22 protein-coding genes are annotated in these 19,628 nt (G+C 72.7%); 16 read left to right on the top strand and 6 right to left on the bottom strand.

Annotated features, from left to right (window positions below; all coding sequences use genetic code 11):
- Nucleotides 1-28 precede the first annotated feature (28 nt).
- Both BLT97_RS19525 and BLT97_RS19520 read left to right on the top strand, forming a co-directional pair.
- Nucleotides 29-559, top strand: a complete 531-nt coding sequence (locus BLT97_RS19525; protein WP_093611951.1) for a PH domain-containing protein — start codon at nucleotides 29-31, stop codon at nucleotides 557-559.
- Nucleotides 560-645: 86 nt separating this feature from the next.
- Entirely contained in the window at nucleotides 646-1,992 is a 1,347-nt protein-coding gene (locus BLT97_RS19520; RefSeq protein ID WP_245769432.1) for a PH domain-containing protein, read from the top strand.
- A gap of 55 nt (nucleotides 1,993-2,047) precedes the next feature.
- Here BLT97_RS19520 and BLT97_RS19515 read toward each other — a convergent pair whose 3' ends face one another.
- Nucleotides 2,048-2,698 carry a DNA alkylation repair protein gene (locus tag BLT97_RS19515; RefSeq protein WP_093612198.1) on the bottom strand — a complete coding sequence of 217 codons (651 nt, stop codon included), beginning with the start codon at nucleotides 2,696-2,698 and terminating at the stop codon, nucleotides 2,048-2,050.
- A 218-nt stretch (nucleotides 2,699-2,916) separates the two neighbouring features.
- Between BLT97_RS19515 and BLT97_RS19510 the strand changes: the two genes are divergently transcribed.
- From BLT97_RS19510 to BLT97_RS19500, 3 genes are all read left to right on the top strand, one after another.
- A complete protein-coding gene (locus BLT97_RS19510; protein ID WP_093612196.1) occupies nucleotides 2,917-4,119 on the top strand; it encodes a sensor histidine kinase in 1,203 nt (400 codons plus the stop codon).
- A 120-nt stretch (nucleotides 4,120-4,239) separates the two neighbouring features.
- A complete protein-coding gene (locus BLT97_RS19505) occupies nucleotides 4,240-4,911 on the top strand; it encodes a response regulator transcription factor (protein ID WP_093611947.1) in 672 nt (223 codons plus the stop codon).
- A 4-nt stretch (nucleotides 4,912-4,915) separates the two neighbouring features.
- A complete protein-coding gene (locus BLT97_RS19500) occupies nucleotides 4,916-5,548 on the top strand; it encodes an AAA family ATPase (protein WP_093611945.1) in 633 nt (210 codons plus the stop codon).
- A gap of 27 nt (nucleotides 5,549-5,575) precedes the next feature.
- Here the strand turns inward: BLT97_RS19500 and BLT97_RS19495 are convergent, their stop codons facing one another.
- The 3 genes from BLT97_RS19495 to BLT97_RS19485 are packed head-to-tail and all read right to left on the bottom strand — an operon-like array spanning nucleotide 5,576 to nucleotide 7,588.
- Complete coding sequence (locus tag BLT97_RS19495) at nucleotides 5,576-6,409, bottom strand: hypothetical protein (protein WP_176953827.1); 834 nt, start codon at nucleotides 6,407-6,409, stop codon at nucleotides 5,576-5,578.
- Complete coding sequence (locus BLT97_RS19490; RefSeq protein WP_093611943.1) at nucleotides 6,406-6,768, bottom strand: PadR family transcriptional regulator; 363 nt, start codon at nucleotides 6,766-6,768, stop codon at nucleotides 6,406-6,408. Before BLT97_RS19490 ends, BLT97_RS19495 begins: the two co-directional genes overlap by 4 nt.
- Nucleotides 6,769-6,787: 19 nt before the next feature.
- The gene (locus BLT97_RS19485) at nucleotides 6,788-7,588 is read right to left on the bottom strand and encodes a CPBP family glutamic-type intramembrane protease (protein WP_093611941.1); all 801 of its coding nucleotides are present in this window, start codon (nucleotides 7,586-7,588) and stop codon (nucleotides 6,788-6,790) included.
- A gap of 176 nt (nucleotides 7,589-7,764) precedes the next feature.
- Here BLT97_RS19485 and BLT97_RS19480 point away from each other — a divergent pair, with 176 nt between their 5' ends.
- A complete protein-coding gene (locus BLT97_RS19480; RefSeq protein WP_093611939.1) occupies nucleotides 7,765-8,889 on the top strand; it encodes a DUF5937 family protein in 1,125 nt (374 codons plus the stop codon).
- A 96-nt stretch (nucleotides 8,890-8,985) separates the two neighbouring features.
- Here BLT97_RS19480 and BLT97_RS19475 read toward each other — a convergent pair whose 3' ends face one another.
- Entirely contained in the window at nucleotides 8,986-10,239 is a 1,254-nt protein-coding gene (locus BLT97_RS19475) for a threonine aldolase family protein (protein ID WP_093612194.1), read from the bottom strand.
- Between the two features lie 293 nt (nucleotides 10,240-10,532).
- On the opposite strand from BLT97_RS19475, the gene BLT97_RS19470 reads away from it, so the two are divergent.
- From BLT97_RS19470 to BLT97_RS19425, 10 genes are all read left to right on the top strand, one after another.
- Nucleotides 10,533-11,438 (top strand): Rossmann-like and DUF2520 domain-containing protein, encoded by a 906-nt coding sequence (locus BLT97_RS19470; RefSeq protein WP_093612192.1) that lies wholly within the window; start codon nucleotides 10,533-10,535, stop codon nucleotides 11,436-11,438.
- Nucleotides 11,435-12,433 (top strand): pantoate--beta-alanine ligase, encoded by a 999-nt coding sequence (panC, locus tag BLT97_RS19465; protein WP_093611937.1) that lies wholly within the window; start codon nucleotides 11,435-11,437, stop codon nucleotides 12,431-12,433. The genes BLT97_RS19470 and panC overlap by 4 nt, the downstream gene beginning before the upstream one ends.
- Nucleotides 12,430-14,166 carry an L-aspartate oxidase gene (locus BLT97_RS19460; RefSeq protein WP_093611935.1) on the top strand — a complete coding sequence of 579 codons (1,737 nt, stop codon included), beginning with the start codon at nucleotides 12,430-12,432 and terminating at the stop codon, nucleotides 14,164-14,166. The genes panC and BLT97_RS19460 overlap by 4 nt, the downstream gene beginning before the upstream one ends.
- Nucleotides 14,163-15,149: a carboxylating nicotinate-nucleotide diphosphorylase gene (nadC, locus tag BLT97_RS19455; protein WP_093611933.1), complete on the top strand. Its 987-nt coding sequence runs from the start codon at nucleotides 14,163-14,165 to the stop codon at nucleotides 15,147-15,149. Before BLT97_RS19460 ends, nadC begins: the two co-directional genes overlap by 4 nt.
- Nucleotides 15,149-15,946, top strand: a complete 798-nt coding sequence (locus tag BLT97_RS19450) for a type III pantothenate kinase (protein WP_093611931.1) — start codon at nucleotides 15,149-15,151, stop codon at nucleotides 15,944-15,946. The genes nadC and BLT97_RS19450 overlap by 1 nt, the downstream gene beginning before the upstream one ends.
- A gap of 156 nt (nucleotides 15,947-16,102) precedes the next feature.
- Entirely contained in the window at nucleotides 16,103-16,714 is a 612-nt protein-coding gene (locus BLT97_RS19445; protein WP_093611929.1) for a hypothetical protein, read from the top strand.
- Between the two features lie 89 nt (nucleotides 16,715-16,803).
- Nucleotides 16,804-16,995 (top strand): hypothetical protein, encoded by a 192-nt coding sequence (locus BLT97_RS19440; RefSeq protein ID WP_093611927.1) that lies wholly within the window; start codon nucleotides 16,804-16,806, stop codon nucleotides 16,993-16,995.
- A gap of 127 nt (nucleotides 16,996-17,122) precedes the next feature.
- Nucleotides 17,123-17,509 carry a BlaI/MecI/CopY family transcriptional regulator gene (locus BLT97_RS19435; RefSeq protein WP_425442739.1) on the top strand — a complete coding sequence of 129 codons (387 nt, stop codon included), beginning with the start codon at nucleotides 17,123-17,125 and terminating at the stop codon, nucleotides 17,507-17,509.
- 9 nt (nucleotides 17,510-17,518) lie between these two features.
- Nucleotides 17,519-18,079, top strand: coding sequence for an amino-acid N-acetyltransferase (locus BLT97_RS19430; RefSeq protein WP_093611923.1), 561 nt, complete (start codon nucleotides 17,519-17,521; stop codon nucleotides 18,077-18,079).
- Between the two features lie 238 nt (nucleotides 18,080-18,317).
- The gene (locus BLT97_RS19425; RefSeq protein WP_093611921.1) at nucleotides 18,318-18,656 is read left to right on the top strand and encodes a histone-like nucleoid-structuring protein Lsr2; all 339 of its coding nucleotides are present in this window, start codon (nucleotides 18,318-18,320) and stop codon (nucleotides 18,654-18,656) included.
- Here the strand turns inward: BLT97_RS19425 and BLT97_RS19420 are convergent.
- Complete coding sequence (locus tag BLT97_RS19420) at nucleotides 18,635-19,240, bottom strand: SCO3374 family protein (protein ID WP_093611919.1); 606 nt, start codon at nucleotides 19,238-19,240, stop codon at nucleotides 18,635-18,637. The genes BLT97_RS19425 and BLT97_RS19420 overlap by 22 nt on opposite strands.
- Between the last annotated feature and the right edge of the window lie 388 nt (nucleotides 19,241-19,628).

The raw sequence follows: 19,628 nt of genomic DNA, 5'->3' as shown, positions 1-19,628 counted from the left end.
GGTACGCGTGAAGGCAGGGGATACGGGGATGACGGGCTCGGCCGAGGACGCGGGGCCCGCGGGCCCCACTGAGCGCGAGGACCGGCCCGCGCGCGAGGAGCCCGTCTGGCAGGGGCTCCCGGAGGCGATGCTGCGGCTGCGCCGGCTGCTCCTTGTGCTGTGGCTGGTGCCGGTCACGGCCGCCACCGGGCTGCTGCTCGGGCTGCTCGCCGGACCCGGGTGGGCGCTGTTCGCCCTGATCCCCGGGTTCTTCCTGGTGTGGGGCTGGCCGATGCTCGGGCGCAACTGGCGCTCGTGGCGGTACGCCGAGCGCGCGGACGACCTGCTGATCCAGCGCGGCGTGATGTGGCGCGAGGAGACGGTGGTCCCGTACGGGCGGATGCAGCTCGTGGAGGTGGAATCGGGGCCGCTCCAGCGGAAGTTCGGGCTCGCCTCGCTCCAGCTGCACACGGCGGCGGCCGCCACCGACGCCACGATCCCGGGCCTCGACCCGGCCGAGGCCGAACGCCTCCGCGACCGCCTGACCGAGCTGGGCGAGGCACGATCGGCGGGGTTGTGAGCGGGCAGCAGGAGTCCGGTGAGACCGTGAGCGGGCCGCAAGGGTCCGGTGAGGCTGTGGGCGGGCAGCAGGAGTCCGGCGAGGCTGTGGGCGGGCAGCACGGGGTGCAGGACGCCGCGGAGTCCACCGCCGTCGAGCGCCGGCTGCACCCCGTCACCCCGCTGCGCCGCGCCTGGGCGCCGGTCGCGGTCGGTGCGGGCTGGGCCGTGCACGACCCGGACGGGGCCTACCGCAGGGTCTCCGACCTCGCCGCCGAGACGATCCTGCTCGCCGCGGGCGCGCTCCTGATCGCCGCCTCGCTCTACGGCTTCCTCAGCTGGTGGTTCACGCACTTCTCGGTCACCGACACCGAGCTCCGTATCCGTACGGGCCTGATCTTCCGCCGCACCGCCCACATCCGGCTCGACCGCCTCCAGGCCGTGGACCTCAACCAGCCGCTGCTCGCCCGCTTCCTGGGCGTGGCCAAGCTGAAGCTGGACGTCATCGGCACCGACAAGAAGGACGAGCTGGCCTACCTCGGCGAGCCCGAGGCCCGCGCCCTGCGCGCCGAACTGCTCGCCCGCGCGGCCGGGTTCGCGCCCGAGCGCGCCCGCGAGGTGGGCGAAGCGCCGGCCGCGGTGCTGCTCCACGTACCGCCGCAGATGCTCGCCATGTCGCTGGTCCTGTCCGGCGGGATGTGGGCGTGGGCGGTCACCGGGATCACCGTGCCCGTCCTGCTGTGGTTCGCCACGCAGTCCATTCCGCTGGTCATCGGCACGGGACTGCCGCTCCTCGGGGCGGCGGGCGCGAGCAGTGTGGGTCGGTTCATCAAGGAGTACGACTGGACGGTGGGCGCATCCCCGGACGGGCTGCGGCTCGACCACGGCCTGCTCGACAAGGCGCACGAGACGGTGCCGCCGGGCCGGGTGCAGACCGTGCATGTCGTGGAGCCGCTGCTGTGGCGGCGGCGCGGGTGGGTGCGCATCGAGCTGGACGTGGCCGGGTCCTCCAACGACGTGCTCGTCCCGGTGGCGCCCCGCGCGGTGGCCGCGGAGGTCATCGAGCGGATCCTGCCGGGCGTCGTGGTGCCCGCCACGGGCGCGCTGTCGCGGCCGCCGTCCTCGGCGCGGTGGTGCGTACCGCTGTGGTGGCGCGGCTACGGGCTCGCGGTCACCGACACCGTCTTCGCCGCCCGGCACGGCCGGCTGCGCCGGAAGCTGTCCCTCGTCCCGCACGCCAAGGTGCAGAGCGTACGGCTGATCCAGGGGCCGTGGATGCGGCGCCAGGGTGTGGCGGACGTGCACGTCGAGACCGGCGCCAACACCTCGGTCGCGGCCCGGCTGCGGCCCTCGGCCGAGGCCGCCGAGCTGCTGGAGTCCCAGGCCGAGCGCTCGCGCACGGGACGCCGGACGGCCGCTCCCGACCGGTGGATGTCGGGGCAGCAGGGGGCGTGACACCCGCTGTCCGTATCGCTCCCGGCCGGTGCCCCGACCGCTGCTTCGGCCGGGGTCAGCTGCCCGCGGCTTCCTTGCGGCGGACCATCTCGTTGATCCACACCGGCGCGTACGGCGAGGTGCAGCCCGGCGAGGTCGGGTAGTCCTCGAGCACCTTGAGCCGCTCGCCGATGGCGAGGGCGCGGGCCCGGTGGGCGGGGTGCTCGATGCCGATGTGGGCGAGGGTGTTGTTCATCTCCCACTGCAACCGGTCCGGGGCGTCCCGCATCTGCGCCTCGATCACGTCGAGCAGCCCGTCGAGATCCAGGCCCTGCGGCTTCTTCACCACGCGGTCGGCGGTCAGCGCCCAGCCGCCGCTCGCGACCACCGGATCCGGGTCGTCCGTCCAGGCCAGGCGCAGCGCCTCGGCGTGCTTGCTCTTCTTGACCACGTAGTTGACCAGCCAGTCCTGCACCTTGGGCGTACGGGCCGCGCGCAGCATCGAGTCCAGCTCGTCCCGGCCGAAGTCCTTCGGCCGGCAGACCAGGAGCGCGAGCAGCCTGGCCGCGGTGTCGTCCGTGGCCCACAGCTCGCGCGCGAGGTCCTGCTGGGTCTTCAGGCGCTTGGCGACGGCGCGCAGCTTGGTGAGGTTCACGCCGTGGTCGTCGCCGTGCCTCTCGTTCACGGCGCGCACCTTGGGGTCATCGAGCGCGGCCAGCTCGGCCATGAGGTCCTGGAGCTGCCCGCTGTCGGCGGTCTCGGCCACGCCGCTCACCTCGGTTTCTCGTCGTCCGCGTGCCGGTTCAGCCTAGGACAGGGCCGGGCGGCGGCAGGTTGTCCGCTGCGGGTCGGTGGGCGCCTCCACCTTGGGGAGTAGGCGGCCTCACCACGTATCGCCCCAGCGGTTGACCCCAGCACGTGCTGCTTCTCTCTACGCTGGGTTACGTGCAGCGCCTCTACGACTTCCTCCGCAGACACCCCACCGGTGTCGACAGCTTCTGGGCTGTCGTGCTGTTCGGGGTGACCGCGCTCGGACTCGCCACGGAGGCCGGTCAGCAGGGCCGCGACCCGGACGCGATCACGGTGCTGCTCGCCCTCGTGCAGTGCGTCGTCATCGCCCTGCGCCGCCGGGCCCCCGAGAAGATGCTGCTCCTGTCGGCGGCCGGCGGTCTGTTCCAGCTGATCACCGACACCGACGTGATGATCTCGAACTTCGCGATGCTCGTGATCATCTATACGGTCGCCACGCGCGACGTGACCTGGGCGCGGCGCTTCGCACTCGGCGGCGCCGTCGTCGCCTCGCCGCTCGCGCAGATGCGCTGGCAGGAGCAGCAGGCCAGCACCGCGGGCAAGATCTTCATCGCGGGCATGCTCATCGTCCCGTTCCTGCTCGCCTGGGTGCTCGGCGACTCGCTGCGCACCCGCCGCGCCTACTTCGCCCAGCTCGAGGAGCGCGCGGCCCGCCTGGAGCAGGAGCGCGAGGCGCAGGCGAAGGTGGCCGTGGCCGCCGAGCGCGCCCGGATCGCGCGCGAGCTGCACGACGTCGTCGCGCACAACGTGTCGGTGATGGTGGTGCAGGCCGACGGCGCCGCGTATGTCATGGACCAGGCCCCCGACCAGGCGAAGAAGGCCCTGGAGACCATCTCGGGCACCGGCCGCCAGGCGCTGGCCGAGATGCGCCGGCTGCTCGGCGTGCTGCGCACGGGGGAGCCGGCCGAGGGCGGCGAGTACGTGCCGCAGCCCGATGTCGAGCAGATCGACGACCTCGTCAGCCAGTGCCGCGAGGCCGGACTCACGGTCGACTTCAAGATCGAGGGGACACCGCGGCCGCTGCCCAGCGGCGTGGAGCTCACGGCGTACCGCATCGTCCAGGAAGCCCTCACCAACACCCGCAAGCACGGCGGCCCGCACGCCGGGGCGAGCGTGCGCATCGTCTACTTCGACGACGGTCTCGGCCTGCTCGTCGAGGACGACGGCAAGGGAGCGCCGCACGAGTTGTACGAGGACGGCGGCGCCGACGGGCGCGGCCATGGTCTGATCGGGATGCGCGAACGGGTCGGCATGGTCGGCGGCACCCTGGACGCCGGGCCGCGTCCCGGCGGAGGATTCCGCATCAGCGCCCTGCTGCCTCTCAAACCGGCCCACTGACACCTGTCACTGGCCCTTGCCCCCTGGGCCCTGGCCCTTGACCCCTGCCTCTTGCCCCTGCTCTTCTGCCCCTGCTCCTCTGCCCCTTGTCCCTCGCCCGAAGTCCCCGGAAGGAACCCCATGACCATCCGCGTGATGCTCGTCGACGACCAGGTGCTGCTGCGCACCGGGTTCCGGATGGTGCTGGCCGCGCAGCCGGACATGGAGGTGGTCGCGGAGGCCGGCGACGGCGCCGAGGCGCTGGAGGTGCTGCGGGCCACGGCGGTGGACGTGGTCCTGATGGACGTGCGCATGCCGAAGCTGGACGGCGTGGAGGCCACCCGCCGCATCTGCGAGCAGGAGAACCCGCCGAAGGTCCTCATCCTGACCACCTTCGACCTCGACGAGTACGCCTTCTCGGGCCTGAAGGCCGGCGCCTCCGGCTTCATGCTCAAGGACGTGCCGCCCGCCGAACTCCTCGGCGCGATCCGCTCGGTGCACAGCGGCGACGCGGTGGTGGCCCCGTCCACCACCCGCCGCCTGCTCGACCGCTTCGCGCCGATGCTGCCGCACACGGGCGCGCAGCCGCCGCAGAAGGAGCTGGAGCTGCTCACCGGCCGCGAGCGCGAGGTCATGGTCCTGGTGGCGCAGGGCCTGTCGAACGGCGAGATCGCCGCGCGCCTGGTCCTGTCCGAGGCGACGGTGAAGACCCACGTCGGCCGCATCCTCACCAAGTTGGGGCTGCGCGACCGGGTGCAGGTCGTGGTGCTCGCGTACGAGACGGGTCTGGTGCGCGCCGGCGGCGGGAGCTGACCGCGTGCTCGTCTGGATCAACGGCCCCTTCGGCGGCGGCAAGACGCAGACCGCGTACGAGCTGCGGCGCAGGCTGCCGGGCAGTGTCGTCTGCGACCCGGAGCACGTGGGCTTCGGGCTGCACCGGATGATGCCGGCCGGGCTGCGCGGCGACTTCCAGGACCTTCCGGCCTGGCGGCAAGGCGTCTACGAAGTCCTCGACCTGACCCTGGCCAAGCACGACGGACCGGTGATCGTGCCGATGACCGTCATCGAGCCCGCGTACTTCGAGGAGACGGTCGGCCGGCTGCGCGAACGCGGCCACGACGTCCGCCACTTCGCGCTCCTCGCCGCGCGCGAGACGGTCCTTCGCCGACTGCGCGAGCGGGCGTTCGGGCGGGCGCTGCAGCTGGTGGCCGGCAAGGACGCGCCCCTGAGACGCGAGTCCTTCGCCGTACGCCGCCTCGACGCCTGCCTGGAGTCCCTGGCGCGCCCCGAGTTCGCCGAGCACCTGTGGACGGACGCCGTCACGATCCCCCAAGTCGCGGACAGGATCGCCGAGTCGGCGGGCCTGCCGCTGCTCCCGAACACGGACGGGGCGGTACGGGGACGGCTGCGGCGGGTGGCGACCGGGGTGCGGCATATTCGGTTCGACTAGCGGGGGGCGCTTCCGAGTCCGCCTCGCTCACAGCGCCTCCGAGTCCGCCCTCGCCCGCGCCCGTTCCGTGCGCCACGAAGCCACGGCCATCAAGGCCAGGGGAACGGCGGCGCCCGCGAGGAGGCCGGTCGCGAAGCCCAGGCCCGAAGCCGCGTCGCCCTCCAGCACGCCCACGGTCACCGCGACGGCGACGATCACAGCGGCCGTGACGGCGAGCGTCCACCGGAAACGGCGCCCGAAGGCGGCGCGGAACCCGGGGGCCGCGGGGCGCGGCGGCGGTGCCGCGAGCTCGGCGGCCGGGCCTTCGCGCACCGCGACGGGCCGCTTGAACCACGCGTACACCAGCCAGTTCCCGCACGCCTCCCAGCCGTCGGGCGCGAGCCGCTCGTCCAGGCCCTCGCGGCCGAGCAGCGAGACCAACTCCCGCCGGTACTCCCACTGTTGGACCTGTTCCGTGTCGCGCCGGCTCACGAAGCGGCCGAGCGCGTCGATCCGCTCGACTTCCCAGCCCTCGGCGCCAAACCGGTTGAGCAGCGCCTCGTCGGCGTAGGTGTCGGCCGTCCAGCGCCAGGTCTCGACCGGGTTCTCGGCCGCGCCAGCCCCGTCCGGCGGCGCCAGCTGCCCGGCGAACTCCCCGACCGGACCGAACTCCTCGACCGCGTCCGTCCCGGTCTGCTCCAGATGCGTGGCGAGATCCGCGACCGTCGCGTCGATCCGCTCGTCCGGCAGGCCCGACGCGCGCAGCGCGGAGGCGAGTTCGACGAGATACGCGGTGTTGTTGCCGTTGCCGTTGCCGTTGCCGTTGCCGTTGCCGTCGCCGTCGCCGTTGCCGCCTGCGGTACCGGTGTCCTCGCCGCTCATGCCACGCCCCCCTCGGCCAGCAACTCCCGTACCGACGCGTCGAAGGCCAGCCACTGCGCCCCCTGCTCCTTCAGCACCGCGCGCCCCGCGTCGGTCAGCGTGTAGTACCGCCGCCCCGGCCCCTTCTCGGCGGCGCGGAACTCGGCCGCCACCAGCTCGGCCTCTTCGAGCCGGTTGAGTACGGGGTAGAGCGTCCCGCCCTTGATCCGCCCGAACCCCGCCGCGTCCAGGGACTTCGCGATCTCGTAGCCGTAACTCTCCCCGCCGGTCAGACTCGCGAGCACCAGCAGGTCGAGAACACCCTTGAACCAGCTGGCTCTGCGGTCGGCCGGGGTCGCGCTCACAGGACTGCCTCTCATGCCGGGTCGGTTGCGGCGGTCACAGGGCCGCGGGTGCGCCCGTGTGCCGCTCGCGCGGAGGTACGGGGATGAAGACCAGATCCCGTACGGTCATCGCCACATGGAACACCACCGGCACCAGGAGCGAGCCGGTGACCAGGTAGAAGAGCGTGGCGACGGCGCCGAACAGCGCGAAGGCGAGCACCCCGCGGCGGCCCTGGTAGAGGCCGGCGAGCGCGTGGACGGCGAGGGAGAGTGCCGCGGCGGCGTAGAGGTTCAGGCCGAGCACGCCGACGCCGAAGGCGATCAGCACGCCCCGGTACACGAACTCCGCGCAGAGGCCGTCGGTGACGGCGGCGACCGTGGCGAGGCGGCGTTCGGCCGGGGTGCGCGGGAGCATCGCCGCGATGGTGCTCAGCCCCGGTACGTTGCGGCCCTCGGCGGCGAGCCGGCGCAGACTGCGCCCGGTGGCCACCGCCATGCCGACGAGCAGGACGCACAACAGGCCCGCGTACCAAGGGGATTCGGGTGCGGTGAGCCCGACGTCCGCCGCGCTCACGTTCTCCGCGACGAGGAGGGCGCCCACGGCCGCCGCGGCGAGCAGCCACCACAGGACGGTCACCACGGTGAAGTAGCGCGTGAGCGCGCTCGGTTCGCTGCTGCCCGCGTTGGTCTCGGTCTCGGTCTCGGTCTCGGGCTTGGCCTCGGGCTCGGCGGCGCGGCTGCGCTCGAGTGACGCGTACATCCGCCGCCCGATCCAGGGATCGACGAGGACGAGATACGCGGCCAGGGCCGAGGCCGCGACGGCACCTGCGGTGCCGAACTCCGGGTGGACGGTCATGGTTCCCCCTTGGCGCTTCGTCTGTGCACCTGCCTCAACAGCTTCTGTGCAGCTATCTAGACAGTAGGGCGACCTAGTTAGCAATGCAACCTATCTAGTGCCGGGAGGGCCGTGACGATTGACGGGAGCCGTCAATCGGGCGCGGGGTCCGTCTCGGTGGCAGGCACACTGGGGCCATGAGCTTCACCGTCGACATCAGCGCCCTTCCGCAGGACCGGCTGCCCGAGCGCGTGGCCTTCGTGCCCTCGCCCCTGGCGGAGTTGAGCATGACGCTGCACGCGCTGGGCGAGCCGGGCCACCACCCGGGGCTGCAGGGCTGGGCGACCTCGGTGATGGCGGGCCTCGACCAGTGCCTCGCGGAGATGATGTGCGAGGCCGACTTCCTGTGGCGGTCCACGTTCTCGGACATCTTCCTGCCGTTCTCGGGCCTGCCCGACGTCGAGGCGCTGCCCGCCGGCACGCTGGGCGAGGAGCTCGACCAGCTGGACAAGCTGGAGGACGAGCAGTTCGTCGACGCGGCGCTCGAGTTCACCTGCACGCTGGCGTACGGGAAGCTGGCCGCCGCCCCGCTGCTCACGGACGCGGCCGCGCGCCAGCGCGTGCTCGAACTGGCCGCGACCCGCGGCACCCGGCAGGTGCAGTTCACCCAGCGGCTGCTCGACGACCCGCCGGCCGTGCGGGCCTGGCTGCGGCGGTTCTTCGAGGCCTGCGACGAGGCGTTCTTCGGGGACGTCTGGGCGCGGGTGCACCACCAGCTCGCCGCCGACGCACGGCACAAGACGGACCTGCTGCGGCGCAAGGGCCTGGGCGAGGCCCTGACCGCGGCCTCGAAGGCGCTGAGCCTGTCCGAGGACGGGCAGCAGATCGGCGTCGACAAGCTGGTCGTGGGCCGGGTGGCGCTGCCCGAGAACGGCACGCTGCGGCTCATCCCCACCGTGATGGGCCGGCCGCACCTGCTCGTGCTGCACCGGTACGGCTGGACGCCCGTGATCCACTACCCGGTGGCGGGCGAGGCGCTGTCCTCGGCCGCGTCGGTGGACGAACTGACCCGCCGCATGGAGGCCCTCTCGCACCCGGTACGGATGCGCCTGTGCCGCAACCTCGCGCGCGGCGCGTACACGACCAGCGAACTGGTCGACGTGCACGGCATGAGCGCGCCCGAGATCTCACGCCACCTGGCCGTCCTGAAGAAGGCGGGTCTGATCACGGCACGCCGCCGCGGCCGCTACGTGCTCCACCAGCTGGACCTGAGCAAGGTGGCCCGCCTGGGCAGCGACTTCATCGAGGGCGTACTGCGCTGAGCCCCGCGCCAGCCGCCCTCACCTCAAGCGCCGCGCCAGCCGCCTCACCTCGACCACGGCACGAACCCCGTCACCCCAACCGCCGCACCGACCCCGTCACCCCAACCGCCGCACGAACTCGCCCACCGCAGCCCGCACCTCCTCCGCCGACCACTCCAACCCCGGTCCGGAGACCGTCACTTCGGTGACCGAGACCCCGGGGATCTCGCCCGGGAACCACCGCCGGAACAGGCCGACCCCGGTCTCCTCCGCCTGCCGCACCGACGCCTCGTCCAGGACCTCGGCCCCGTACGGCAGCCACACCTGGAACTGATGCGTGTGCGGCACCTCCGGGTGGACGCGGAAGAACGGCAGCCCTGCCTCCGCGAAGCCCTCGCTCAGCGCCCCGGCGACCACCCGCGCGTGCGCCACGTACGAAGGCAGCCGTGGCAGTTCGTCCGCCAGGCCGATCAGCGCGGACAGCATCGTCGGGTACTGCTGGAAGATCTGCCCGCCGTACCGGTGCCGCCAGGTCTTCGCCTCGGCCACGAACGAGCGCGAGCCCGCGAGCACCGCGCCGCCGAGCCCGTCCAGGGACTTGTAGAACGACACGTACACGCTGTCCGCGAGCGCGGCGATCTCGTCGAGCGGGCGCCCGAGATGCACGGTGCACTCCCACAGGCGCGCACCGTCGAAGTGCACCACGGCGTCCCGCTCCCGCGCGGCCTCCGTCACCTCGACGAGCTCCTGCCACGTGGGCAGCACGAACCCGGCCTCGCGCAGCGGCAGTTCGAGCATCAGCGTGCCGAACGGCTCCTCGAAGTCCCGTATCTCCTCGGCCGTCGGCAGCCGGCGCTCGCTGGTCGGATGCACCGTGCGCACCCCGCTGACCACCGAGAACGCGTCCCGCTCGTGCTGCTCGGGGTGGGACAGGGGGTGCAGCGTCACCGTCCCGTTCCCCGTGCGGCCCGCCCATACCCGGACAGCGATCTGCTGCGCCATCGTGCCCGTCGGGAAGAACGCGGCGTCCTCCAGGCCGAGCAGCCCGGCGACCCGGCGCTCGACCTCCTCGACGATGGCGTCGCCGTATATGTCCGCATTGCTGCCCAGTTCGTACACCTCGGGCGCACGGCGCGTCAGCCGCTCCAGGCTGTCCGCGAGGGTACGGTCCACCGACGGCCGGGACAGCACCCGCTTCGCCGCCCGCAGCGCCGCGAGCCGCCGCTCCCGCGCATCGGGAACGCCGCCCTCCTGGTCGGCCTGCTCGCCCGCCCGGACGGCGCCTTCGCCCGCCCGGACGACCACCTCGTCCACTTCGTCCACCTGCTCCACGGTCCCCGCCCCCTGCTCCCGTGCGTCGTTCCGCTCCATCCACAGATACTCGCGCACACCCCGCCGCCCGCGCACAGCCTGTGGATAACTCCCGAGGGCCGGGCGGAGCCTGTGGACGGCCGGAGCCCGCCGCACCCCCTCGCGTTAACATGACGAGAAATCGTCCGGCAGCAGACCGCGCTGCATGAGCGGACGGAAACGTCCGGTACCCCGAGCGGACTGGAACGGAAGGCCGTCGTCTAGTGAACGCAAGCCACCCACCCGGACCGGGCCACCCGCAGGGACCGGGCCACTCCTCAGGTCCGACAGGACCGGCCCGCCCGGGCTCCGGCCTGCCCGACCCGAGCGAGCGCCCCGCCCGCCTCACCGTGGGCGTCGTCGGTGCGGGCCGTGTGGGCCCCGCGCTCGCCGCGTCCCTGCAACTCGCCGGGCACCGCCCGGTCGCCGTCTCCGGCGTCAGCGACGCCTCGGTGCGCCGGGCCGGGGAGATGCTCCCGGACGTCCCGATCGTCACGCCCGCCGAAGTGCTCCAGCGCGCCGACCTCGTGCTGCTCACCGTCCCCGACGACGCCCTGCCGGGCCTGGTCGAGGGCCTGGTGGAGACCGGCGCGGTCCGCCCGGGCCAGCTGCTCGTGCACACCTCGGGGCGGTACGGCGTGGAGGTGCTCGCGCCCGCGCTGCGCGCCGGCGGCCTGCCGCTCGCCCTGCACCCCGCGATGACCTTCACGGGCACCGCCGTGGACGTCCAGCGCCTGGCGGGCTGCTCCTTCGGCGTCACCGCGCCCGAGGAGCTGCGGCTCGCCGCCGAGGCCCTCGTCATCGAGATGGGCGGCGAGCCCGAGTGGATCGAGGAGTCCGCCCGCCCGCTCTACCACGCGGCCCTCGCGCTCGGCGCGAACCACCTGGTCACGCTGGTCGCCGAGTCCATGGACCTGCTGCGCCAGGCCGGTGTCTCGGCCCCGGACCGGATGCTCGGCCCGCTGCTGGGCGCCGCGCTCGACAATGCGCTGCGCTCCGGCGACGCGGCCCTCACCGGCCCGGTGGCGCGCGGCGACGCGGGCACCGTCGCGGCCCATGTCTCGGAGCTGCGCAAGCACGCGCCGCAGACCGTCGCCGGCTACCTCGCGATGGCCCGCGCCACCGCCGACCGCGCCCTCGCCCACGGCCTGCTCAAGCCGGAGCTGGCGGAGGACCTGCTCGGGGTACTCGCCAACGGAGCGGACGGGGAAGGCCGATGACCGTACTGCTGCGCACCGCCGAGGAGCTGCGCAAACTGCGCCACGACGGCACCCGCGCCGTCGTCATGACCATGGGCGCCCTGCACGAGGGCCACGCCACTCTGATCCGCCGCGCCCGCGAGCTCGCCGGACCCAAGGGACAGGGCGGCCAGGTCCTGGGCACCGTCTTCGTCAACCCGCTTCAGTTCGGGGCGAACGAGGACCTCGACCGCTACCCGCGCACCCTCGACGCCGACCTCCGTATCGCCGAACAGGCCGGTGCGGACGCCGTGTTCGCGCCCTTCACGGACGAGGTCTACCCGGGCGGGGAGCCCCAGGTCCGCCTCTCCGCGGGCCCGATGGGCGAGCGTCTCGAAGGCGCCACGCGTCCCGGCCACTTCGACGGCATGCTCACCGTCGTCGCCAAGCTGCTCCACCTCACCTCGCCCGACATCGCCCTCTACGGCCAGAAGGACGCGCAGCAGCTCGCCCTGATCAAGCGCATGGTGCGGGACCTGAACTTCCCGGTGGAGATCGTCGGCGTACCGACCGTACGGGAGGCGGACGGGCTCGCCCTGTCCTCCCGCAACCGCTACCTCTCCGAGGCCGAACGCCGCACCGCGCTCTCCCTCTCCGCCGCCCTCTTCGCGGGCCGCGACCGCCTCGCCGCCCAGGCCGCGCTGCACGCCCGCGCCCAGGCGTCCCCCGCCACCAAGGCCCGTGCCAAGGCGCTCGGCGCGCTCGGCGAGGCCCGCGCGGCCGCCGACGCGCACGCGGTGGCGCAGGCGCACAGCGGCGGTCCCACAGCGGTCCGCGCCGCCGCCCGCGCGGTGCTCGACGACGCCGTCAAGGCCCGGCCCCCGCTGGTCCTGGACTACCTGGCGCTGGTCGACCCGGCCGACTTCACCGAGATCGACGACTCCTTCACCGGCGAGGCGATCCTCGCGGTCGCCGCGAAGGTCGGCACCACCCGCCTGATCGACAACATTCCGCTGACTTTCGGAGCCCCCGCATGACGACACGGACGACAGGAACGGGCATACGACTGCACGCCCCCGCTCCCGGCTGGTCCATCGACGCGGACGTGGTCGTGGTCGGCTCCGGCGTCGCGGGCCTGACCGCCGCACTGCGCTGCGCGTCCGCGGGCCTCTCCACGGTCGTGGTCACCAAGGCCCGCCTCGACGACGGCTCCACGCGCTGGGCGCAGGGCGGCATCGCCGCCGCGCTCGGCGAGGGCGACACCCCCGAGCAGCACCTCGACGACACCCTGGTCGCGGGCGCGGGCCTGTGCGACGAGGACGCGGTGCGCCTCATGGTCACCGAAGGCCCGGGCGCGGTACGGCGGTTGATCGACAGTGGCGCCAACTTCGACAAGGACGCGCTCGGCGTCATCGAGCTGACCCGCGAGGGCGGCCACCACCGCCGCCGTATCGCCCACGCGGGCGGCGACGCCACCGGTGCCGAGATCTCCCGCGCGCTGGTCGAGGCGGCCAAGTACGCGAGCGACGCCCCGGATCCGGCAGGCCGCATCCGTACGATCGAAAACGCCCTGGTCCTGGACCTGTTGACGGACGCCGAGGGCCGCGCGGCCGGTGTCTCCCTGCACGTCATGGGCGAGGGCCAGCACGACGGCGTCGGCGCGGTGCACGCGCGCGCGGTGGTGCTCGCCACCGGCGGCATGGGCCAGGTCTTCTCCGCGACCACCAACCCGTCGGTGTCCACCGGCGACGGCGTGGCGCTCGCCCTGCGCGCGGGCGCGGAGATCAGCGACATCGAGTTCGTGCAGTTCCACCCGACCGTGCTCTTCCTCGGCCCGGACGCGGAGGGCCAGCAGCCGCTGGTCTCGGAGGCGGTACGCGGCGAGGGCGCCCATCTCGTCGACGCCGACGGGGTCCGGTTCATGGTCGGGCAGCACGAGCTGGCCGAGCTCGCCCCGCGCGACATCGTCGCCAAGGGCATCATGCGCCGCATGCAGGAGCAGGGCGCCGCGCACATGTACCTGGACGCGCGGCACTTCGGCGCCGAGATGTGGGAGCAGCGCTTCCCCACGATCCTCGCCGCCTGCCGCGCCCACGGCATCGACCCGGTCACTGAGCCCATCCCGGTCGCGCCCGCCGCGCACTACGCCTCGGGCGGTGTCCGCACCGATCTGCACGGCCGTACGACGGTCCCGGGCCTGTACGCGTGCGGCGAGGTTGCCTGCACGGGCGTGCACGGCGCGAACCGCCTGGCCTCCAACTCCCTTCTGGAAGGCCTGGTCTACGCCGAGCGCATCGCCGCCGACATCGCGTCCGGCCTGCCCGCCACGGGCGCCCCCGTCCCCGTGCCGCACCCGGACGTGCCGAAGTACCCGCTGCTTCCCGCCGAGGCGCGCCTGGCGATCCAGCGGATCATGACCGAGGGCGCCGGGGTCCTGCGCAGCGCCGCCTCGCTCGCCAAGGCCGCCGAGGAGATCGAGGCCATCCACGCCGCGGCCCGCGGCGCACTCGCCGAACACGGCAAGACGGCCGAACCGGGCACGGACACCTGGGAGGCCACCAACCTCCTGTGCGTCGCCCGCGTCCTGGTCACCGCCGCCCTGCGCCGCGAGGAGACCCGCGGCTGCCACTGGCGCGAGGACCACGCCGAGCGCGACGACGCGAGCTGGCGCCGGCACATCGTCGTGACCCTGAACCCCGACCGCACGCTCGCCGTGCGCACCACCGACACCGCGCAATTCCCTCCGACCCGAGCCCAGGAGCAGCTGTGAGCACCGACCTTCCCCTTGCCCAGTCGGACGAAGGCTGCGGCGACGGCTGCGCCTGCGGCTCCGACGAGGACGCGCTCCTGGAGTGCGGCCTCGACCCCGCGCTCGCCGAGCTGCTCGCCGAGGCGGGCCTCGACCCCGTACTCGTCGAGGACATCGCGCACATGGCCCTCTCGGAGGACCTCGACGGCGGCGTGGACGTGACCTCGGTGGCCACGATCCCCGAAGACGCCGTCGCCACCGCCGACTTCACCGCCCGCGAGGCCGGCGTCGTGGCGGGCCTGCGCGTGGCCGAGGCGGTGCTCTCGATCGTGTGCGAGGAGGCCTTCGAGGTCGAGCGGCACGTCGAGGACGGCGCCCGCGTCGAGGCCGGCCAGAAGCTCCTCAGCGTCACCACCCGTACCCGCGACCTGCTCACGGGCGAGCGCAGCGCGCTCAACCTCCTGTGCCGCCTGTCCGGCATCGCGACCGCCACCCGCAGGTGGGCCGACGTCCTGGAGGGCACGAAAGCCAAGGTCCGCGACACCCGCAAGACCACCCCGGGCCTGCGCGCCCTGGAGAAGTACGCGGTCCGCTGCGGCGGCGGCGTCAACCACCGCATGTCGCTGTCGGACGCGGCCCTGGTCAAGGACAACCACGTGGTGGCGGCCGGGGGAGTGGCGCAGGCCTTCAAGCTCGTACGGGAGCAGTTCCCCGATCTGCCCGTCGAGGTCGAGGTCGACACCCTGCACCAGCTGCGCGAAGTCCTGGACGCGGGCGCCGACTTGATCCTCCTGGACAACTTCACGCCGTCCGAGACTGCCGAGGCCGTCGCCCTCACCAAGGGCCGCGCGCTCCTGGAGTCCTCGGGCCGCCTCACCCTCGACACCGCCCGCGCCTACGCCGAGACCGGCGTCGACTACCTCGCGGTCGGCGGCCTGACCCACTCGTCGCCGATCCTCGACATCGGCCTGGACCTGCGCGAAGCGACCGGAGCTGACGTCTGATGCTGCTCACCATCGACGTGGGCAACACCCACACCGTCCTCGGCCTCTTCGACGGCGACGAGATCGTCGAGCACTGGCGCATCTCCACGGACGCCCGCCGCACCGCCGACGAACTCGCCGTGCTGCTCAACGGGTTGATGGGCATGCACCCGCTGCTCGGCGAGGAGCTCGGCGACGGCATCGACGGGATCGCCATCTGCTCCACGGTCCCGTCCGTGCTGCACGAGCTGCGCGAGGTCACCCGCCGGCACTACGGCGACGTCCCCGCCGTCCTCGTCGAACCGGGCGTCAAGACGGGCGTCCCGATCCTCTTCGACAACCCGAAGGAGGTCGGCGCCGACCGCATCATCAACGCCGTCGCGGCCAACGAGCTGTACGGCGGCCCGGCGATCGTCGTCGACTTCGGCACGGCCACCACCTTCGACGCGGTCAGCGCGCGCGGCGAGTACGTGGGTGGCGTCATCGCCCCCGGCATCGAGATCTCGGTCGAGGCACTCGGCGTCCGCGCCGCCCAGCTCCGCAAGATCGAGCTCAACCGGCCGCGCAACGTCATCGGCAAGAACACCGTCGAGGCCATGCAGTCCGGCATCCTCTACGGCTTCGCGGGCCAGGTTGACGGCCTGGTCAACCGCATGGCCAAGGAGCTCGCCGAGGACCCGGACGACGTCACGGTCATCGCCACGGGCGGCCTCGCCCCGCTGGTCCTCGCCGACTCCACGGTCATCGACGAACACGAGCCCTGGCTGACGCTGATCGGCCTGCGCCTGGTGTACGAGCGGAACGTGGCGCGCAGCTGACGAAGGGGGACCGGCGCCTGCGTCCGTACGCGGCACAGGCGCCGGCCCGCCACGGACCAGGCGCCGATCCCGCACGCCCTGCCCTCAGGCTTCGGCAACGCGCCCACCAAAGAACCCTTAAACGTTTTTTGTCCGATTAGTGCGTATCGTCGGCCCATGCCCACGCCATACGGATCCCGCGGCGGCATGGCGTTCAGCGCAGACGAGCTGCGTGTGCTCAAAGGCGCCCTCGCCATCGCCCTGAAGACCGACCACGCCGGCACCCCCGACGAGGCCCTGCTGCAGGACTGTCTGCGCCTTGCGGACAGCCTCGACGAAGCGGTTCGTGAGAGCGAACGGCTGCGCGCCTTCCTGCTGGCCGACCTGGCGCGCTACCGCCAGGCCCTGCCCGGCAGCACGCCCGGCTACCTCGAACTCCTCGCGGATGCCCTGGCCGCCGGCTACCGGCCCAACCCCGACGACCTCGCCGCCCTGCGCGCGCTGCGCGGCAACCCGGTCGCGGCCGCCCTGCTCGACCGCTGCCGCACGCTCGCCGAAGCCGCCGTACGCGCCAAGCTCTCCGGCCGTACGGTCCCGCTCTCGCGCACCCGCCTGCTCGCCCTGCCCGGCGGACGCGCGGCCGACGAGCCCGGTCCGAACCGTCCCCAGCCCCAGCGCCCGGCGCCCGCGCGCCCGGTGCCGACCCCGGCCGAGGTCTTCCCGCCCAAGCGCCGCCCCGCACCGGCGCCCGCGCCCGCCGACCCGCCGCAGAAGCGCGCGGCGGGCTGACCTTCGGGGCGGTCCGGCCGGTCCGGCCGGGGTCCGGCAAACCGGGCCCGAGGCCGGACCCCCACACCCCCGTGGCTACTCTGGAAGACATGGACTACGTCTCCGCGCTCGTGCCCCCCGTCGTGATGGCCGTCTTCTTCGGTGCGGTCATCAGGGTGATCGTGAAGACCCAGGGCGGCGACAAGAAGGCCAAGGAGGACGCCGCGGTGGACGCGGCCCTCGCCCGTGCCGAGGCCGCCCGCCAGAGCGCGGCGGCCACGCCCGAGGCCCCGAAGGCCTGACCGCGGGGCCTTTCCCGGCGCTTTTGCGCCGCGGCGCACTTCCCTTTCCCGAAGTCCGGCTCCAAACGCAGGTCAAACGCAGGCCATAGTGGACATTTCCCACTAAGGTGCTGCTGTGCCTCGCCCCCTGGGAGAACTCGAAGACGCGGTCATGACGCGGGTGTGGAAGTGGAACCGCCCGGTGACCGTGCGCGAGGTTCTCGAAGACCTCCAGCAGGAACGGTCCATCGCGTACACCACCGTGATGACCGTTCTGGACAATCTCCATCAGAAGGGCTGGGTCCGCAGGGAGGCGGAAGGCCGCGCCTATCGCTATGAAGCGGTCTCCACGCGTGCCGCGTACGCCGCGGCTCTGATGAACGAAGCCTGGTCGCGCAGCGACAACGCGGCCGCCGCACTCGTCGCCTTCTTCGGGATGATGTCCCCCGAGCAGCGCGAGGCGCTGAGCGACGCGATGCGGGTGGTGCAGGGACCGGACAACCCCCCGTCCGACGAAGGCGGTCAAGGGCGATAGCGTCCGGACATGTCCGCTGCACTTCCCGAACGCCGAGAACCGGTTCCCGAACCGCGGGAGCCGGCGAAAGCCGTCACCATCCGCCGCGCCCGCACCGCGGATGTCCCCGCGGTCCGCGAGCTCCTCGACTCCTACGTGCGCCGGGGCATCCTCCTCGACAAAGCGACGGTGACGCTTTATGAGGACATCCAGGAGTTCTGGGTCGCGGAACGTGATGACAACGCGAAGGTCGTGGGCTGCGGCGCCCTGCATGTGATGTGGGAAGACCTCGCGGAAGTCCGCACGCTCGCCGTGAACGGTGAGGTCAAGGGCGCGGGAGTGGGGCACCAACTCCTCGCGAAGTTGCTGCAGACCGCGCGCTGGCTCGGAGTGCGCCGGGTTTTCTGTCTCACCTTCGAAGTCGACTTCTTCGCGAAGCACGGTTTCGTGGAGATCGGCGAGACTCCGGTCGACGGTGATGTGTACAGCGAGCTGTTGCGGTCCGCGGACGAAGGCGTCGCGGAGTTCCTCGGTCTCGAACGAGTGAAACCGAACACCTTGGGCAACAGCCGGATGCTTCTGCACCTGTGAGGTTTTTCGGGCGCTGTTCCTGAGCAGTGTTCCGGAGGCCGCTCTTGAAGCGGCTGCTATGTCCGAAACGCGCATGTTTCAAGGGCTCTTGGCTCGTGGGGTTCTCCCAGGGGGTTTGTGTTTTCCCAGCAAAAGCGGTTTGCTTTCCGGCGTACTCCATATAACCGGGGGCGGTGAAACAGCGGCGGACGAGGCCACTGGCGCCGGGCCCTTGAAGTTATCGATGAAAGGAAATCCGGTGGCACAGAAGGTTCAGGTCCTTCTTGTCGACGACCTCGACGGCGGCGAGGCCGACGAGACCGTGACGTTCGCGCTGGACGGCAAGACGTACGAGATCGACCTCACCACCGCCAACGCGGACAAGCTCCGTGAAGCCCTGGCTCCTTACGTCGCGGGCGGCCGTCGCACCGGTGGCCGTGCGTCGAGCGCGCGGGGCAAGGGCCGCGCCGCCGCCGCGGGCGGCAGCGAGGACACCGCCGCGATCCGTGCGTGGGCCAAGGACAACGGCTACGAGGTCAAGCCGCGCGGCCGCGTCCCGCAGGAGATCCGCGAGGCCTACCAGAAGGCCAACGGCTGAGCCGCACGCAGCAGCCGGGCCCGGTGGCACTCCGTCGCCGCCGCGTCCACCAGGCGTACGAGATCGGGGCCCGGCGACGCCTGCGCGCCGCCCCCGAGACCGGTGAGGGCCGGCAATGTCGGCTCCACCTCGCACCCCGGCTCGGGGGGGCGCAGCCATACGGCGGCCCCCTGCGGGCCCGGGATCGCGGGCGGCAGCGGGGCGTCGATCATTCCGCCCGCGCCCACCGCCCGCACGTCGCGCGCGAGCGGACCCCACTCGAGCCAGTCGAGCAGCCCCGGCAGTTCGTCGGCGGCGCCCGCGGCGACCAGGAAGCGCAGCACGGTCCCGTGCAGGGCCACCGGCCCCGTCGCGTGCGGGCCGAGCCGCTCGCACACCGCGCGGCCCGCGGCGGCCGGCACCTCGATGACGTCGAACCGCAGCCCCGTGCGCAGCCGCACCCGCGCCCCGGGCACGACCGCCCAGCCCAGCTCCCTCTCGTACCACCGCCGCACGCGGTCGCCGACGAGCGGGCGGCGGGGGAGCGGTACGCGAGGGGTCTCCTGGAGCGGAGCCGCGGGGGTGCCGTGGGCGACGGGGACCATGCCAGGAGCAACTCCCGGGAACCATCCGGGGTTACGCAGCGTTCCAAGCCGTGTACGGATGGTTCGCTTCCGGTGGGCGTCAAGGCCGCCGTGGGGGCGCAAGGGTGTTCGCCCGTAGCGGAGGGAACCGGTGTGCGCCGCATGGACTGTCAGTGCCTGCGGGTAAGACATCCCTAGTGGGGAGGGGCGACACGCAGGACTTGGGCGTCTCACGTTCGCCATCGGCGTACTGGAGGAAGGGGTAACTGCCTGGCCTGCGGGAACATCGTCTCGCACCATCGGGTTGGAGCAGTTGTCGGCTCTCGGGGCAGAAAAGCCCCCGAGGTTCTGGGCCGGGTGTCGGCAGTTGGAATGAGCGGTCCCCGCTTGCGGGACTAAGCTGCGGAAG

The organism is Streptomyces indicus (genome assembly GCF_900100315.1).
Classification (GTDB): Bacteria; Actinomycetota; Actinomycetes; order Streptomycetales; family Streptomycetaceae; genus Streptomyces; species Streptomyces indicus.
The sequence above is the reverse complement of the archived record's forward strand: the minus strand, read 5'-3'. Positions and strand labels throughout refer to the sequence as shown.